Raw genomic sequence first — 17872 nt, 5'->3', positions numbered from 1 at the left:
GAGATGGGGTGATGGGGTGTGGGGCATTTGGCTGAAATTTCCCTAAACCCCTAAATCCCTAAATCCCTAAACCCCTAAACCCCTAAATCCCTATATCCCCTTTCTAACTGATAACTGATAACTGATAACTGAAATTAGGCGAGATAATCCTGTAAAGCTTTCACCTCTAAAGGTTGGGATTGCAGGGATTTTAGGGCTGCTACTGTCGCTTTTGCCCCGGCGATAGTGGTGATAATTGGTAACTTATAATCGAGGGCAGTACGGCGAATTTGTCGGCCATCGTTTTGGGATTCTTCACCACTGGGAGTATTAACAATAAACTGAATCCAGTCATTTTTAATCCAATCGATAACGTGGGGACGACCTTCGTGAATCTTTAGCACTAAATCGATATTTTCGCAACCGTTTTCTAACAAAACTTCACGAGTTCCAGAAGTGGCGACAACGCGAAAACCGAGGGATTGCAGATCCTTAACCACGGGAACCATGGGGGTTTTATCGCGATCGCTCATCGAGACAAAAACCGTCCCACTGGTGGCTAAAATCACGCCGGCGGCCATTTCTGCTTTAGCGAAAGCTTTGCCAAAATCGCTGTCAATCCCCATTACTTCGCCTGTAGAACGCATTTCTGGTCCCAGGAGAGTATCAGCACCGGGGAACTTCTGGAAGGGTAAAACCGCTTCTTTGACGGCGATATGACGGGGAATTGCTTCGCTGATGATGCCCAATTCTGCTAGGGTTTTGCCCGACATGACGAGGGAGGCAACTTTTGCTAAAGGAACTCCCGTTGCTTTAGAAACGTAGGGAACAGTACGACTAGCGCGGGGATTTGCTTCTAAGATATAGACTGTTTCCCCCTGTACCGCATACTGGATATTCATCAAACCGATTACTTTTAAAGCTTTCGCTAGTTCCACCGTCCATTGTCGAATTGTGGTTAAAACCGAGGCGCTCAGGGACGTATGGGGGATAGAACAGGCAGAATCGCCCGAATGTACGCCCGCTTGTTCGATATGTTCCATTAATCCCCCGATAACGACTGTTTCCGTGGCATCTGACAGGGCATCCACATCCACTTCGATCGCATTTTCGAGGAATTTATCGATTAAAATCGGGTGATCCGGTTCTATCTGTACCGCATACTTCATATAGCGTTCCAATTCGCTATCGGAATAGACGATTTCCATTGCCCGACCGCCTAAAACGTAGGACGGACGTACTACCACAGGATAACCGATGCGTTTAGCCACTGCTTGGGATTCTTGAAAACTGCGGGCAATACCGTTGGGGGGTTGCCGTATATCTAATTGTCGGAGGATTTTTTCAAACCGTTCCCGATCTTCGGCGGCATCGATCGAATCGGGTGAAGTTCCCCAAATTTTGGTATTTACGGGACAATTAGGCGATTCTAAATATTTTTGCAGGGGAACCGCCAGTTTTAAGGGAGTTTGCCCACCGAATTGAATAATTAAACCCTCTGGTTGTTCCGCTTCGATGATATTTAAGACATCTTCTTTAGTCAGGGGTTCAAAGTAAAGGCGATCGCTGGTATCGTAATCGGTGGAGACAGTTTCCGGGTTAGAGTTGACCATAATCGTCTCAAAACCGGCTTGACTGAGGGAAAAAGCGGCATGACAACAACAGTAGTCAAATTCTATCCCCTGGCCGATGCGATTGGGACCACCACCAAGGATCATCACTTTGCGTTTATCGGAGGGTAAAACTTCCGATTCTACCCGTTCGTAGGTGGAATAATAATAGGGTGTCAGGGCTTCAAATTCTGCCGCACAGGTATCCACCATTTTATAGACTGGAACAATACCCAAACCCTTGCGATAACTTCTTACTTCGTCCTCGCTGCTGTTGGTGGCGAAGGCGATTTGGCGATCGCTAAAACCCTGTTGTTTAATAGCGAATAGGTTCTCTTGGCTGAGACTTTTCAGGGGAGTTCGTTTGAGAAACTTCTCGGTTTCCATCAAATCGGCCAATTTATCGAGGAACCAGGGATCAATCCCGGTTAGTTCGTGGATTTCCTCCCCATTCATGCCCAATTTAAAAGCATGATAGATACTATAAACTCGTTCGGGGTTAGGTGTCCGCAAACTGGCCCGGACTTCCGAGAGGGGGGGGAGAGTTTCGATTTTATCGCAACCAAAGCCAAAACGCCCCGTTTCTAGGGATCGCAGGGCTTTTTGAAAGGATTCTTGGAAAGTTCGACCGATAGCCATAGCTTCCCCGACGGATTTCATCTGGGTGGTTAGAATCGGTTGGGAGCCGGGGAATTTCTCGAAGGCAAAGCGAGGAATTTTGGTGACGACGTAATCGATAGTCGGTTCAAAGGAAGCCGGGGTTTTTTTGGTGATATCGTTGGGAATTTCGTCTAAAGTGTAGCCTACTGCTAGTTTAGCGGCAAATTTAGCGATCGGGAATCCCGTGGCTTTTGATGCTAGGGCCGAAGAACGGGATACCCGGGGATTCATCTCAATCACGATTACGTCGCCGTTAGTGGGATTAACGGAGAATTGGATGTTCGATCCGCCGGTTTCTACGCCAATTTCCCGAATAATTGCCTTAGAATAGTCCCGGAGGCGTTGGTATTCTTTATCGGTCAGGGTTTGGGCGGGCGCAACCGTAATCGAGTCGCCGGTATGGACCCCCATAGCGTCAAAGTTTTCGATCGAACAGATGATCACCACGTTATCGGCTAGATCGCGCATTACCTCTAATTCGTATTCTTTCCAGCCAATTAGGGATTTTTCGACGAGAATTTGCGATGTAGGCGAACAATCTAGCCCATACTGAGCCATAGGTTCAAATTCTTCTTGGTTATAGGCAATACCGCCCCCCGTTCCCCCTAAAGTGAAGGCTGGCCGGATAATGAGAGGATAGGAACCGATCTGATGACCGATCGCTTTTGCCTCCTCTAAATTGTTGGCAATCCCCGAAGGACAGACGGGAACACCGATTTTCTCCATTGCTTGTTTGAATAGTTCCCTATCTTCGGCTTTTTCAATAGCGGGAAGTTTTGCCCCGATCAGTTCCACGTTATATTTTTCTAAAACGCCGCTTTTGGCCAAAGCTACCGCAGTATTCAGGGCAGTTTGACCACCCATAGTCGGTAGAATCGCATCAGGGCGTTCTTTAGCGATAATTTTCTCGACAATTTCCGGCAGAATTGGTTCAATGTAGGTGCGATCAGCCATTTCTGGATCGGTCATGATCGAGGCGGGGTTAGAATTGACTAAAATTACCTCATAACCTTCTTCTCGTAGGGCTTTACAGGCTTGAGTTCCCGAATAGTCGAATTCACAGGCTTGTCCGATGACAATCGGGCCAGCGCCCAAGATTAGGATTTTCTTTAAGTCATCACGGCGTGGCATAGGCTTAGGGTTGCTTGACGATAAACCCCAATCATTGTATATGTTGTCACCCTCGATCCCGCAAAGCTTTATTTAGGTTTAATGACCTTGTTTGCTTGAGCAGGCGGTCAGCGGTCGGCAGGAGATTATTTTTATTTATTCTTCCCACTCCCCACTCCCCAATTCATAATTCATAATTCATAATTCCCACACCCCACTCCCCCATCACCCCACTTCCGACTCCCCAATTCATAATTCCCACTGATAACTGATCACTGTTTACTGATCACTGATATCGCGTAGGATGATAAGATTGTTTTCAAAGATACAATAGGCGTTTGTCTTCGCTAGAGAGTTTATGAAAGTTGGCGATCGAGTTCGTGTAATTGAGTCCGTGGTGGTTTATCATCATCCTGAACACAAATCGAATCCTTTTGACGTGAAAGGACTAGAGGGACAGGTGAAAGCGTTTGTCACCGAATGGCGTGGCAGACCGGTTAGCGCCAATCTACCTGTCCTCGTCGAGTTCAGTAAAAAGTTTAAAGCCCATTTTCGAGATTTTGAGTTAGAAATCGTGGAAAAAGCCGCCGAATAGGGACTTTTTCGCTTATTTAAACTACAAAGCGAATAAATTTATTTTTGCCCACCTGTAGGACTTTTCCAGTTAAAGCTTCGGCTGTCTCAAAACTTTTGTCCACATCGGTGATTTTCTCACTATCGATTCTGACTGCACCCCCCTGAATCTGTCTTCTCCCTTCGCCGCTACTTTTACACAAGCCGGTGGCCGCAAGAAGATAGAATAATTTCAGAGGAAAAGTGACCGATGCGAGCGAAAATTCGGGGACAGAGGCCGAAGCTGCCGTATTTCCCTGTAGAACTATCTCCTGCGCCGTTTTTTGTGCCTTTAATGCCTCCTCTTCTCCGTGAAACTGGGCAACTACCTCGATCGCCAGTTGTTTTTGTGCCTCTCGCGGATTGCTTGGCATAGCATCTAAGGGCAAATTTGTCAATAGTTCGTAATAATCTTTTAACAAAGCGTCGGGGGTTTTTTCCAGTTTCGAGTACATGGACAGGGCCGATTCCCGCAATCCCACATAATTATTCAGGGATTTGGACATTTTTTGACTGCCATCGGTTCCGATTAAAATCGGTAAAAGTAGCCCGAATTGCGGTTTTTTGCCGAAATACTTCTGTAAATCACGACCGACGGCAATATTAAATTTTTGATCGGTTCCTCCTAATTCGACATCGGCCTCGACAGCGACGGAATCATAACCCTGCATTAAGGGATAGAGAAATTCATGGAGAAAAATCGGGTTTTCCCGGTCGTAGCGTTCGGAAAAGCCTTCTTTTGCCAACATTTGCCCGACAGTCATGGTGGAGAGAAGTTCGAGAATTTGCGAGAGGTCTAATTTCCCCAACCATTCCGAGTTATAGCGAATTTCTAGACGATTAGGGGTGTTAAAATCTAAAATTGGGCGTAATTGTGCCAGATAATTCTCGGCATTGGCTCTCACTTCTTCGCTCGTCAATTGTTTTCTAACTTCCGATTTTCCCGTCGGATCGCCGATTCTAGCGGTAAAATCACCAATAATCACCACTGCTACATGACCGGCATCTTGGAAAGCACGCAGTTTCCGAAAAGGGATACTATGACCTAGGTGAATATCGCTGCCGGTGGGGTCAATACCTAGTTTAATTCTTAAAGGGCGATCGGTAGTTTGCAGTAGTTGGGTTAAATTTTCTCTAGGATCTTGGGAGTCGGGTTGATGGGGGAATAAATCACTGGTTCCACGGGTTAGCCAGTCTAGGGAGAAAGATACGGTCATTGTTGCTCATTTTCCACAGCCTTCCCATTATAGTTTTTTATTATGTCAAGTAACAAGCAAAAGGTAAATAAACCAGCATCTTCAGTGAGAGTCGATAACATCTTGACAATTCTTCCGATCGAATATAGAGTCTTAAAATCTTCTTTTTCAAAATTATCAAAAAATTTTCTGTCTTGAATTGCGATCAGATAAGCCAATGAATCCTAGTTGTAATAACTCTATACCCGTGCAGAGGATCAAAGTTTCTGTAATTGTTTCTACCTATAAATCAGCAGAGTTTATCCGGGGTTGTCTAGAGGATTTAGTTACTCAAACTCTTTATCAAAAGGGAGAAGTAGAAATTATTATTATCGATAGTGCTTCTCCAGAGAATGAAGGGGAGATTATCCAAGAGTTTCAAGAAAATTATCCTAATATTATTTACCAGAGAACTAGAGAACGAGAAACCCTCTACTGCGCTTGGAATCGCGCGATTAAACTAGCTAGGGGTTCCTATATCACCAATGGGAATACTGATGATCGTCACTGTTTCAATGCCCTGGAAATTATGGCTAATTATCTAGATAACAATAGAGAGATTAGTTTAGTTTATGCCGATCAATTAATTACTACAATTAAAAATGATACTTTTGCCACTACCCCAGCTTTAAAACATTGGAATTGGCCAAATTACTCCTATCAACAGATGCGTCAAGGTTGTTGTGTGGGTTCCCAACCAATGTGGAGAAAAATGCTGCACGATAAATATGGTTATTTTCAGGAAAATTTTCGCTGTGCTGGTGATTACGAATTTTGGTTAAGAATCGGCTGTCAAGGGGAAAAAATGGCTTTGATTCCTGAGATTTTAGGTTTATATTATTTAAATCTCGAAGGTTTAGAACATGGCAGCAATGGTCAAGCATTAGAGGAACATTATCAAGTGTGTAAAATCTATGAAATTCCTCACCCAGAAATTAAGGATATAGAAATTAAACCCAATCCATTTAAGATGGAAGATTTAGGCATAATTTTACAGGAAGAGGAGCGAGAAAAATTACAAACAATTCAAGCTATCTCCGAGAAGAAACCTCCAATTATTGTTATTGATGGCGTAATTTTTCAAATCGATCAAGGAAAATTAGCCAGGGTTTGGTCTTCAATTCTAGAGCATTGGAGTCAATTAGAATTGAGTCAACACATTGTTATTTTAGATAGAAATAACAGCGCACCACGATGGGAAGAATTTAAATATTGGCCCGCAGAATCCTACGATTATGATTGTACAGGAAAGGATGCCAGAAAAATCCAAGGTATTTGCGATCGCCTACAGGCTAATTTATTTATTTCCACTTTTTATACCAGTCCCTTAACTACTCCTTCTCTACTTTTGCTTGCTTCTGATTTCCCAGAAGAAAACGGCAATTTACCAGTAAATTTAGAAAAACACTATGCAATTTTGTCCGCTTCTAGAATCATCGCTTTTTCCTCTGATATCGCCCAAAATTTAAGAGGGTTATACCCGAAAATTACCCCCGAAAAAATTGATATTATCGAGCTTGTTGAAGTTAATCAAAAAATAGCGGCAGAAATTAGTAATTTTCTCTGGTATGCGCTCAGTGAACGGAACGAATCAAGTCAGCATCAAGTCTGGTTAGAGTTAAGAAAATTACAGGAAGCACAACAGACAATGTATCTGAAACAACAGCAAGATTATCATACTATGCAAGAGATGGAAATATCACTAAGAGAATTAGAAAATAATCATAATAATCTTCAGAAAGATAATCAAAAATTACAGGAAGAAATTAACTATTTATACTCCCGTAAGGGAATAGTAAAAACCATCGGGAAAACTCCTATCTTACTTCTTGCTAAGATCAAGCAAAAACTCCCAAGATTTTAGAAAATTAAGGGAAGTTTTCTAACAATGATTCCAATCCTGGCACAGCAGTGCCTAAAAGTGGTAAACTAATGTTAAGAATTAGAGGAGAAAACACTGTGCCACATTCGATCGTCACTGGAATTTGTGAAGGAGTTGCTGATTGCGTTTCCGCTTGTCCCGTTGCTTGTATCCATCCAGGACCGGGTAAAAATGTTAAAGGAACCGATTGGTATTGGATTGATTTTGCCACTTGTATCGACTGTGGTATCTGTTTACAAGTATGTCCCGTCGAAGGTGCAATTCTGCCGGAAGAACGTCCCGATTTACAAAAAACTCCCTAATTTATCAGTTATCAGTTATCAGTTATCAGTTATCAGTTATCAGTTGTGAGTTATCAGTTATCAGTTATCAGTTGTGAGTTATCAGTTGTGAGTTATCAGTTCACTGTTTACTGAAAATGCTACCTATCTCCCCAATTCATAATTCATAATTCATAATTCATAATTTACAATTCATATTACTCTCTCCTATCTCCTTTTTACCTCGCCATGGATTATCTTCTAGAAGTTGAACAAGTTTATGCTGGTTATGTGCAGGATTTATACATATTGCAAGGGGTTAACTTTCGCATTGCACCGGGGGAATTAGTCACGGTTATCGGTCCCAATGGTGCCGGAAAATCTACCCTCGCTAAGACTATTTTTGGCTTATTAAAACCCAGTGCTGGAACTATCACTTTTAAGGGAAAAAATATCGCCGGTTGGAAATCTAATCAAATCGTCCCCCTCGGTATGGGTTATGTTCCCCAAATTGCTAATGTTTTCCCATCCCTGAGCATCGAGGAAAATCTGGAAATGGGGGCTTTCACGAGCAAAGGAAATATAAAATCTTTAAAAGAGCGCATTTATGCCATGTTTCCCCGGTTGCTTGAGCGCCGTCGTCAGAAAGCTGGCACTTTATCTGGAGGAGAAAGACAGATGTTAGCCATGGGACGAGCGCTGATGTTGGAACCAGATTTATTAATTCTCGATGAACCTTCGGCAGCTTTATCTCCTATCTTAGTAACCAGTGTTTTTGAACAGATAAAAGCGATTAATCAGACGGGAACTGCCATTATTTTAGTGGAACAGAATGCCAAAAAAGCCCTAATGATGTCCGATCGAGGTTATGTTTTAGAAAGTGGTCAAGATCGTTTTCAGGGATCGGGTCAAGATTTACTCAATAACCCGAAAGTAGGGGAATTATACCTCGGTGCAGCCTACCATGGCGCACCAGGAAGGGATTGATATTAAAAGGTATAGGAGCAGGGAATTATGAATTATGAATTATGAATTATGAATTATGAAGTGGGAATTATGAATTATGAAGTGGGAATTATGAATTATGAATTATGAATTATGAATTATGAAGTGGGAATTATGAATTATGAAGTGGGAATTATGAATTATGAAGTGGGAATTATGAATTATGAATTATGAATTATGAATTATGAATTATGAATTATGAATTATGAATTATGAATTATGAATTATGAATTATGAATTATGAAGTGGGAATTATGAATTATGAAGTGGGAATTATGAATTATGAAGTGGGAATTATGAATTATGAAGTGGGAATTATGAATTATGAATTATGAATTATGAATTATGAATTATGAATTATGAATTATGAAGTGGGAAGAATAAATAGGGCTTGCTGAATAATGGTAAAACCCTTTTAAAATAAAGCTTTTGACCTGTTAAAGTCCGATGTTAGTGCAAGAAAATAGGATTGGGACTTTCAAAAACCTTGCATTATCCTTCTTGTAGTACATAGCTTGGTACAAAAAACAAGGGCAACAAAGCCTGAAACGACCAGCTACTGACGACCGACTCCTGACTCCTACCCCCAGGAAAAACTTTTTCAGCAGACCCTAAATAAAAATAATCTCCTGACGACCGACGACTGGCTACCCAAAACGAAGTTTCACTTTTTAGCATACCAGCGCCATAAAACTCGGGCTAAACGTTGGGGATCGTGACGAACTTTGGCAGTAACTTCATCTTCTGCCATTACATTCGCTAAAACAATGCGATAACCCATTTTTCCCACCTCCTCGCGATCTAAAAAGACGGGATGACTATGCTCTTGGGCGTATAATTGTAGAGATTGGGGTGATGGTGAAGTTCTTTGGGCTAAAACCGCATCAAAGACGCGTTCCTCGCAGACTCCTTCGATCGCTCGCAAATGATCAGCCACCGAATAATTATCCGTTTCCCCCGGCTGGGTCATAATATTACAAACATAGACACGAGGGACTGTCACCTCTGCTAGGGCCTGACGAATTGCGGGAACCAACAAATTAGGGATAATACTGGTATAAAGACTACCCGGCCCGATAATAATATAATCTGCTTCCTTGATTGCCGCTAAAGCAGCCGGTAAAGCGACCGGATCGGCAGGATGACAGCCAATCTGACGAATTTGCCCCATAGCTTCGGTTATCTTTGATTCTCCCTCAATAATGCGCCCATCGGCCAACTTAGCCCAGAGACTAACATCGGTAAGGGTAGCAGGTAGCACTTTACCCCGAATCGCCAAAACTTTGGCACTAGCATCGATCGCCTGTTCCAGATCGCCGGTAATCTCGGTCATAGCGCTGATAAATAAATTACCAAAACTGTGGCCCGATAAACCATCCCCGGCATGAAAGCGATATTGAAACAATTCCGTTAATAACTTTTCCTCATCGGCCAAAGCGGCGATACAATTGCGAATATCCCCCGGGGGTAAAATGCCCATTTCCCGACGTAATCGGCCCGAAGAACCGCCATCATCAGCTACAGTGACAATAGCAGTGATATTGGAACTATACTGTTTTAAACCGCGTAAAAGCGTCGATAAACCCGTACCGCCACCGATCGCCACAATTTTCGGGCCGCGATGAAGACGACGATGGGTGCGTAGGAGATCGACTAATTCCTCCGATGCGTCCGGTTGTAGTGCTTCTGTAATCGTTTCGACGGTGCGACTCTGACCCCAGAATAACAAAAAGACACCCAGCAAAACCGCCAGCGGCCCAGAAACAGAATTGGGAACCAAGCGTGCGATCATTTCTAATGCTTGGGAAACAAACTCTAAAAAGCGATTAACTGGGGTTAATTTTACCCAAATGGCCAAACCGAAGGAGGTGAGAAAAACGCCGGTTAAACTAATTAAAAGCCAGCGTTTGACAAAAAGACCGGGAGAAAGCCATTTAAACCAACGATTAACCCGTTTAGGCGTTTTTCTGCCCACAGAAGCGGCTATTTTCCCCTTCTGAGCGTTGAGTTCCCGTAGCGTCTGTTTAAATGGACTCATAGATGTGGCCTGGCAGCGAACGCATTGATTCTGGAGAGACTGTAGCCGAAAAAGGGGACAAACTCAAGCTAACTTAACCTCCCACTTGGGAATAGGCCGCCTCGGAAATTGTGGGAATATCGGCGTATTTGCCGATAACCGACTGTATAATGCTGTAAACACAGGCGGCAAATGCTCCCAAAAAGACGACGTTAAAAAGAGTTTCTACCACCAAATTCGCCCCTAAACGCTCATCGAAGAACTTTAAGACCAATCCCAATAAAGACACCAAAATATCGATTAAAATCGCCTGCATGGTGTTAAACCGGATAAAATGACTGATGCGGGGATTGCGTACCACGGCCAAAAAGAGGACGAAAAAGATAATTAAACTGCCAAAGCTTCCCAGGGAACTATAGAGAAAAGCTAAGGGAGTTAAAACTATTTCTAAGGCCTCTTTTAAAAAAGGGATTTGCTGGAAGATAGAGTCACCGAAGGCAAAAGCGGAATATAAGGGTAAAAGATATACTAAAGCTGCAAAAATGCGATCTTTTGTATCGGTTGAGCCGCGCCAAGTCATAATCTATCGTCTCCTGAGACTACTGCTAACTCTCTTCAAGATAACCCGGCAGCCCACCAGACTTCCCATAACCGAAGAAATCGATCGAGGCCGAACATTGCTAGGCCTCGATCGATTTTTTCTCAAACAGAGACGGGGTGCTTGGTTTCCTGTAACAGAGCCAGATATTCCTCCTTAAAATACTGTAGGGTACTTAAAATCGGATTGGGAGCGCTTTGACCAAGACCGCAAAGACTGGTTTCTTTGACCATTTGACAGAGATGTTCTAGGTTTTCGAGGTCGTGAATATCGGCCTTTCCGTCGATAATTTTGGCCAATAATTCAAACATTTGTACTGTTCCCGTGCGACAGGGGATACATTTACCACAGGACTCCTCGCGACAGAATTCCATATAGAATTTCGCCACTTTGACCATACTGGTACTATCATCCATAACCACCATACCCCCAGATCCCATCATTGAACCGAGTTTGGCTAAGGATTCGTAATCCACGGGAGTATCGAGTAAATTAGCGGGAATACAACCCCCAGAGGGGCCGCCGGTTTGTACCGCTTTCACTTGACCATCGGGAACACCACCCCCCATCTCCTCGACAATTTCCCGGAGAGTAATGCCCATTGGCACTTCAATCAGCCCATTATTGCTGATTTTTCCCGTTAAAGCGAAGATTTTTGTCCCTTTACTGGTGGCAGTACCGATATTGGCATACCAAGCGGCCCCCTCGCGGATAATAGCGGCGATATTAGCGTAGGACTCGACGTTATTAATCAGGGTGGGACAACCATCGAGGCCCGATTGGGCCGGATAGGGGGGACGGGTGCGAGGAGTGCCGCGGCCGCCTTCGATAGAATGGATGAGAGCGGTTTCTTCTCCACAAACAAAAGCTCCCGCTCCGATGCGGATATCCACCTTAAAATCGAAAGTGGACTCGAATACTTGGGAACCCATTAAACCGAATTTTTTAGCCTGATTAATCGCTTTTTGCAGACGATCGATCGCTAGGGGATATTCGGCTCTAACATAGATATAACCATGATCGGCCCCCACGGCATAGGCAGCGATCGCCATTCCTTCTAGGACTAAATGGGGGTCACTTTCCAAAACACTACGGTCCATAAACGCCCCGGGATCCCCTTCATCAGCATTACAGATAACGTATTTTTGTTTACCCGGTTGTTTAGCCACCGTCGCCCATTTTAAACCGGTGGGATAACCGGCACCGCCCCGGCCGCGTAAACCGCTTTTGGTGATTTCCTCCACCACCTGGGCCGGAGTCATCTCGTAGAGGGCCTTGTAGAGAGATTGATAACCACCGACGGCGATATATTCCTCAATGCGATCGGGATCGATTTTACCGCTATTTTCCCGGACAATTTTGACTTGATGGGAGAAAAAGGGATGTTTTGAGTCCCCTAATTGCACCTCAGTTTTGCCGCCGTTTAAGGCCGCAATAATGCTGGCCGCACTTTCCGGGGTGACTTCTTCGTATAGGAGATCCTGGGGATCCACTTCCACTAACGGACCGCGACCACAAAAACCCATACAACCAACCCCCACCACTTCGACTGTATCCTCTAGGTGTGCCTCTTTGACGGCAGTGGCGAGGTTTTTTTCGATTTGGAGGGAGTTAGCAGCTTGACAACCGGTGGAAGTGCAACAATGCACCCGGATGCTTTTTTGTCTAGCTTTTTCTTTTGCGGCTACTGCCAATAATTCTTGTAAGTCCATATTTTTCTCAATCCACTAGAGTGAAAAATTACTGGGAGAAACTCTTTAGTTTCGCTAAGACAGTTTCTGAATCTTGTTTCGGGGCCACGACTCCATCGAAGACCACGGCCGGTGCAATCCCACAGGCCCCGATACAACGGGCCGACACTAGGGAAATTTCTCCATCGACGGTGGTTTCTCCCACTTTGACATCAAAGCTGTTTTCGATGTCTTCGAGGATTTTGCCGCTGCCTTTGACATAACAAGCGGTCCCCATACAGACGATACAGGTGTGTTTTCCCGCCGGTTTCAGGGAAAAGAGATGATAGAAGGTTGCTACCCCATAGACGCGACTGAGGGGCAGTTTTAGCGCCCGGGCAACGTAGAGGAGAACATCTTCTTCTAGGAATCCAAAGGCTTCTTGGGCCTTGTGCAGGACTTCAATCAGGGCTGATTGATTATATCCTGCTCGCTTCATGGTAATATCGAGGACTTTGAAGCGTTTATCGCCACTGGGATGCTCTTTTTTCTCCGTTTGAGGAGGATTGGCAGTTTGCATAAATCTTAACCAAATAAATTTTAGGGGCGATGACGGGAAAAAGATGGAGAGTTGTCGGTTTTCCTTGGTCATCTCCCTGCTTTTATTCTGACACTGGCTCCGAAGGGCGATCGATAACTTTATCTTTCCTTTAGTTATTGGGGGATATTCAGTTATCAGCGACCAGTAATCAGTTATCAGTCAGGGATTAGGAGATGGGGTAAAAAGCTGCACTTGTCTCAACACTATAACACCCTGAAGCAATCTCATATATTTAGAAAACGGGTTTCTTCGAGAAACCCGTTTTCTGAAAGCATCCCCCTATGCTCCTAGGTTAAAGGGGTAAAGTCATAACAATATGTTGCCAAAGGCGACTTTTCAGAATACAATGTAGAAGAGTAGTCATTCATCGCTCAGATTAGTTAAGATGATATTACATGACTAATAATATTGACCATGATCGCTTATTTAAGTAGTTAATCTCCACCTTTTTAGTCGAATTTATTGAGTTATTTTTTCCTCAATTGATGGATTATTTAGATAGGGAATCGATTACTTTTTTAGACAAAGAAGTATTTACTGATGTCACGGAAGGAGAAAGACATGAAAGCGATTTAGTCGCACAAGTTAAGTTTCGAGGAAAGGAATCTTTTTTTCTGATTCATGTCGAGGCGCAGGAAAGTTCCCGCAAGTGGTTTAACCGGCGAATGTTTACTTATTTTGCTCGCTTTCATGAGAAATTTGTCTTACCGATTTATCCGATTGTAATTTTTTCTTATTCAAAGCCAAAAAGAGAAGCGATTAGTCAATATGTAGTCGATTTTCCTGATTTTAAGGTATTAGAATTTAATTATCAAGTAGTGCAGTTAAATCGATTAAATTGGCGAGATTTTCTCAATCAACCGAATCCGGTTGCTTCAGCTTTGATGGCTAAGATGAACATTGCCGAGAAAGAGCGAGCTAAGGTAAAAGCGGAATGTCTGCGCTTGTTAATTACTTTAAGGTTAGATGCAGCGAGAATGCAATTAATTTCTGGATTTATTGATACATATCTCAATCTTAATCCGGTGGAAGAGAGACAATTTCAAGAAGAGATTAGCACATTTAGTCAACCTGTACAGGAGGGAGTTATGCAAATTACCACCAGTTGGATGCGTCAAGGTATTGAACTAGGTATCGAACGGGAAAAGACATTGATTCTTCGTCAACTTAAACGCAAGTTAGGGGAGATTAATCCTTCATTGGAAACTAAAATCATGGAGTTAAGTATTGATGATGTTGAAGCATTAGGAGAAGCTTTATTCGATTTCTCTACAGTTAAAGATTTAATCAATTGGTTAAATACTTTAACTGCTTAGTTTAGGTTAGCGAGCGCCTTCTGACAACAACCCACTAAAATTGTCATAATGAAACAAACAACCGCTAATTATGATGAACCCTGGAAAGAAGCATTAACCGAGTATTTTGAGGCGTTTTTACATTTCTTCTTTCCCGAAGTTCACCAATTAATTGATTGGACAAAAATTCCCGAATCTCTGGAAAAAGAACTCAAACGGATTACCGCTTCAGCAAGGACAAAAAAACGTTTTGCTGACAAACTCTATAAAGTCTGGTTACTCAGGGGTGAAGAAGTCTGGATTTTGATTCATATTGAAATTCAAAGTCAATACGAAGAAAATTTCCCCCAGAGGATGTATATTTATAACTATCGGGCCTTTGATTTGTATCAGAAACCGGTTATCAGTCTCGCTATCTTAGGAGATGAACGAGTAAATTGGCGACCAAATTCCTATAATTATACCATTGCTGGCTGTGAAGTCAGCCTCAAATTCCCAACAGTCAAATTACTGGACTATGAGGAAATCTGGTCAGAACTAGAAGCAAGTAGCAATCCCTTTGCTATAATAGTCATGGCACACCTGAAAACAAAAGCGACTACTGGAAAGCTGCCAGAACGGGAACAGTGGAAGTGGAGGTTAATCAGGGGATTATATGAAAAGGAGTTCGAGAGGGAACAGATAATTAAACTGTTTGAAATCATCGACCAGATGATGACTTTATCAACTGAATTGCAGACAAGTTTAGAGAGTAAAATCAAACAATTTGAGGAGGAAAGAACCATGCCTTTAGTAAGCAATATGGAGTTACGAGGAATCGAACGCGGTAAAGAAATAGGCAAGGAAATTGGTAAGGAAATTGGCAAGGAAATTGGCAAGGAAATTGGAGCGTTAGAAAAAAGCCGCGATGACATAAAAACAGTTTTAACTGTGCGGTTTGGACAAATTTCTTCAGAAATTGAAGAGATAATCGGCAAAATGACTAACCCTACTATCTTAGAAGAGCTACTAAAATTAGCAGCTACCGCTAATTCCCTCGCAGAATTTAAGCAGTCTTTGGCAAAAATCAACATCTAGAAAACGGGTTTCTTAGCGACGGCACGGCGGCCGGTACGGTTTTGGTCAAAGACATCCGCCCCGGTTTCTCTGGCTCCAGCCCCGGCTCTCTAACGGTAGTGGGCAACACCCTGTTCTTCAGCGCCAATGATGGCGTGAACGGTCTTGAATTATGGAAGAGCGACGGCACGGCGGCGGGTACAGTTCTGGTCAAAGATATTATTCCCATATCTATTAGCTCCAACCTCCAACTTCTAACGGCGGTGGGCAACACCCTGTTCTTCCGAGCAACTGACCGCGTTAACGGCGAGGAATTGTGGAAGAGCGACGGCACGGCGGCGGGTACAGTTCTGGTCAAAGATATCCGCCCCGGTTCCACTTGGTCTTCCCCCAACGATCTAACGGCAGTGGGCAACACCCTGTTCTTCCGGGCCAATGACGGCGTGAACGGCTTTGAATTGTGGAAAAGCGACGGCACGGCGGCCGGTACGGTTCTGGTCAAAGACATCAACCCCGGTTCCTTTAGCTCCTACCCCCGCAGTCTAACGGCGGTGGGCAACACCCTATTCTTCACTGCCGATGACGGCGTGAACGGTCGGGAATTGTGGAAGAGCGACGGCACGGCGGCGGGTACGGTTTTGGTGGCCGACATCCGCCCCGATTCCTCTAGCTCCTCCTCCCTCATCAGTCTGAAGGTAGTGGGCAGCACCCTGTTCTTCACTGCCGATAACGGCGTGAACGGTCTTGAATTGTGGGCCTTAAATGTGGGTAGTCCCACAGTTCCCACCCTCGCTATTGCCGCCACCAATGCCAGTCAAACCGAGGGCAACAGTGGCAGTAAAGCCTTCACCTTCACCGTCACTCGTGCGGATAACACCACGGGAAGCAATAACGTTAACTGGGCAGTTACCGGCAGCGGCAGCAATCCTGCTAATGCCACTGATTTTGTTGGGGGATTGTTACCGTCAGGAACCTTGAGTTTTGCGGTGGGGGAAACCAGTCAAGTAATTACTGTTGACGTTCAGGGAGATACAACGGTAGAACCGAACGAAAACTTTACCGTCACCCTCTCCAATGCCACCAACGGCGCTACTATTACCACTGCTACCGCTATTGGAACCATCAATAATGATGATGTAGCAGTTCCCACCCTCGCTATTGCCGCCACCAGTGCCAATCAAACCGAGGGCAACAGTGGCAGTAAAGCCTTCACCTTCACCGTCACTCGTGGGGATAACACCACGGGAAGCAATAACGTTAACTGGGCAGTTACCGGCAGCGGCAGCAATCCCGCCAATGCCACTGATTTTGTCGGAGGAGTGTTACCGTCAGGAACCTTGAGTTTTGCGGTGGGGGAAACCAGTCAAGTAATTACTGTTGACGTTCAGGGAGATACAACGGTAGAACCGAACGAAAACTTTACCGTCACCCTCTCCAATGCCACCAACGGCGCTACTATTACCACTGCTACCGCTATTGGAACCATCAATAATGATGATGTAGCAGTTCCCACCCTCGCTATTGCCGCCACCAGTGCCAATCAAACCGAGGGCAACAGTGGCAGTAAAGCCTTCACCTTCACCGTCACTCGTGGGGATAACACCACGGGAAGCAATAACGTTAACTGGGCAGTTACCGGCAGCGGCAGCAATCCCGCCAATGCCACTGATTTTGTCGGAGGAGTGTTACCGTCAGGAACCTTGAGTTTTGCGGTGGGGGAAACCAGTCAAGTAATTACTGTTGACGTTCAGGGAGATACAACGGTAGAACCGAACGAAAACTTTACCGTCACCCTCTCCAATGCCACCAACGGCGCTACTATTACCACCGCTACTGCTATTGGAACTATCCAAAATGATGACTTTATCGGTACTTCTGGTTCGGACACCCTTGCGGGAACCTCTGCAGCAGATGCCATGACTGGATTAGCCGGAAACGATACTTATACGGTAAATGATGCCGGGGATTTGGTGATTGAAGCTCTCAACCAGGGAACTGATACCGTCCAAGCTTCCATTTCCTACACCCTAACCGATAACGTTGAAAATCTTACTCTTACGGGAACCGCTAACCTCAATGGTACAGGCAACAACCTCAATAACATTCTGACAGGTAATAGTGGTAATAATATCCTGACAGGTTTAGCTGGTAATGATAGCCTTGATGGAAAAGCTGGCACAGATACAATGATTGGTGGTCTGGGAAATGATACTTACACCGTAGATAATACGGGGGATATATAGTCATTTCAATTAAGATTGAGAATATCAATCCCAGAGTTC

13 protein-coding genes are annotated in these 17872 nt (G+C 44.2%); 7 read left to right on the top strand and 6 right to left on the bottom strand.

Features of this window, described 5'->3' with window-relative positions:
* Positions 1-134: 134 nt before the first annotated feature.
* Complete coding sequence (gene carB, locus IQ234_RS09240; RefSeq protein WP_193956875.1) at positions 135-3380, bottom strand: carbamoyl-phosphate synthase large subunit; 3246 nt, start codon at positions 3378-3380, stop codon at positions 135-137.
* 337 nt (positions 3381-3717) lie between these two features.
* Here carB and IQ234_RS09235 point away from each other — a divergent pair, with 337 nt between their 5' ends.
* The gene (locus IQ234_RS09235) at positions 3718-3954 is read left to right on the top strand and encodes a ferredoxin-thioredoxin reductase variable chain (protein WP_150975815.1); all 237 of its coding nucleotides are present in this window, start codon (positions 3718-3720) and stop codon (positions 3952-3954) included.
* 16 nt (positions 3955-3970) lie between these two features.
* Here the strand turns inward: IQ234_RS09235 and tyrS are convergent, their stop codons facing one another.
* A complete protein-coding gene (gene tyrS, locus IQ234_RS09230; protein ID WP_193956874.1) occupies positions 3971-5188 on the bottom strand; it encodes a tyrosine--tRNA ligase in 1218 nt (405 codons plus the stop codon).
* A 196-nt stretch (positions 5189-5384) separates the two neighbouring features.
* On the opposite strand from tyrS, the gene IQ234_RS09225 reads away from it, so the two are divergent.
* From IQ234_RS09225 to IQ234_RS09215, 3 genes are all read left to right on the top strand, one after another.
* A complete protein-coding gene (locus tag IQ234_RS09225; RefSeq protein WP_193956873.1) occupies positions 5385-7070 on the top strand; it encodes a glycosyltransferase in 1686 nt (561 codons plus the stop codon).
* A 95-nt stretch (positions 7071-7165) separates the two neighbouring features.
* On the top strand, positions 7166-7390 hold the full coding sequence (locus IQ234_RS09220; RefSeq protein ID WP_016516721.1) for an indolepyruvate ferredoxin oxidoreductase subunit alpha: 225 nt from the start codon (positions 7166-7168) through the stop codon (positions 7388-7390).
* A 207-nt stretch (positions 7391-7597) separates the two neighbouring features.
* Positions 7598-8335, top strand: coding sequence for an ABC transporter ATP-binding protein (locus IQ234_RS09215; protein WP_193956872.1), 738 nt, complete (start codon positions 7598-7600; stop codon positions 8333-8335).
* Between the two features lie 682 nt (positions 8336-9017).
* Here IQ234_RS09215 and IQ234_RS09210 read toward each other — a convergent pair.
* The 4 genes from IQ234_RS09210 to hoxE form a co-directional block, all read right to left on the bottom strand.
* Positions 9018-10391, bottom strand: a complete 1374-nt coding sequence (locus IQ234_RS09210) for a gluconeogenesis factor YvcK family protein (RefSeq protein WP_193956871.1) — start codon at positions 10389-10391, stop codon at positions 9018-9020.
* Between the two features lie 73 nt (positions 10392-10464).
* Positions 10465-10950 carry a Tic20 family protein gene (locus IQ234_RS09205; RefSeq protein WP_193956870.1) on the bottom strand — a complete coding sequence of 162 codons (486 nt, stop codon included), beginning with the start codon at positions 10948-10950 and terminating at the stop codon, positions 10465-10467.
* A gap of 122 nt (positions 10951-11072) precedes the next feature.
* Positions 11073-12680 (bottom strand): NADH-quinone oxidoreductase subunit NuoF, encoded by a 1608-nt coding sequence (gene nuoF / locus IQ234_RS09200; RefSeq protein ID WP_002786849.1) that lies wholly within the window; start codon positions 12678-12680, stop codon positions 11073-11075.
* A 28-nt stretch (positions 12681-12708) separates the two neighbouring features.
* On the bottom strand, positions 12709-13218 hold the full coding sequence (gene hoxE, locus IQ234_RS09195; RefSeq protein ID WP_110580037.1) for a bidirectional hydrogenase complex protein HoxE: 510 nt from the start codon (positions 13216-13218) through the stop codon (positions 12709-12711).
* Positions 13219-13676: 458 nt separating this feature from the next.
* Here hoxE and IQ234_RS09190 point away from each other — a divergent pair, with 458 nt between their 5' ends.
* The 3 genes from IQ234_RS09190 to IQ234_RS21755 are packed head-to-tail and all read left to right on the top strand — an operon-like array spanning position 13677 to position 17833.
* A complete protein-coding gene (locus IQ234_RS09190) occupies positions 13677-14555 on the top strand; it encodes a DUF4351 domain-containing protein (protein ID WP_322743448.1) in 879 nt (292 codons plus the stop codon).
* 48 nt (positions 14556-14603) lie between these two features.
* On the top strand, positions 14604-15611 hold the full coding sequence (locus tag IQ234_RS09185; RefSeq protein ID WP_193956869.1) for an Rpn family recombination-promoting nuclease/putative transposase: 1008 nt from the start codon (positions 14604-14606) through the stop codon (positions 15609-15611).
* Positions 15612-15652: 41 nt separating this feature from the next.
* Complete coding sequence (locus tag IQ234_RS21755) at positions 15653-17833, top strand: ELWxxDGT repeat protein (protein ID WP_193956868.1); 2181 nt, start codon at positions 15653-15655, stop codon at positions 17831-17833.
* Positions 17834-17872: the final 39 nt, after the last annotated feature.

It is taken from the genome of Microcystis aeruginosa LEGE 91341 (genome assembly GCF_015206885.1).
Taxonomy (GTDB): Bacteria; Cyanobacteriota; Cyanobacteriia; order Cyanobacteriales; family Microcystaceae; genus Microcystis; species Microcystis aeruginosa_H.
This window is presented reverse-complemented; position numbering and strand designations above follow the sequence as displayed.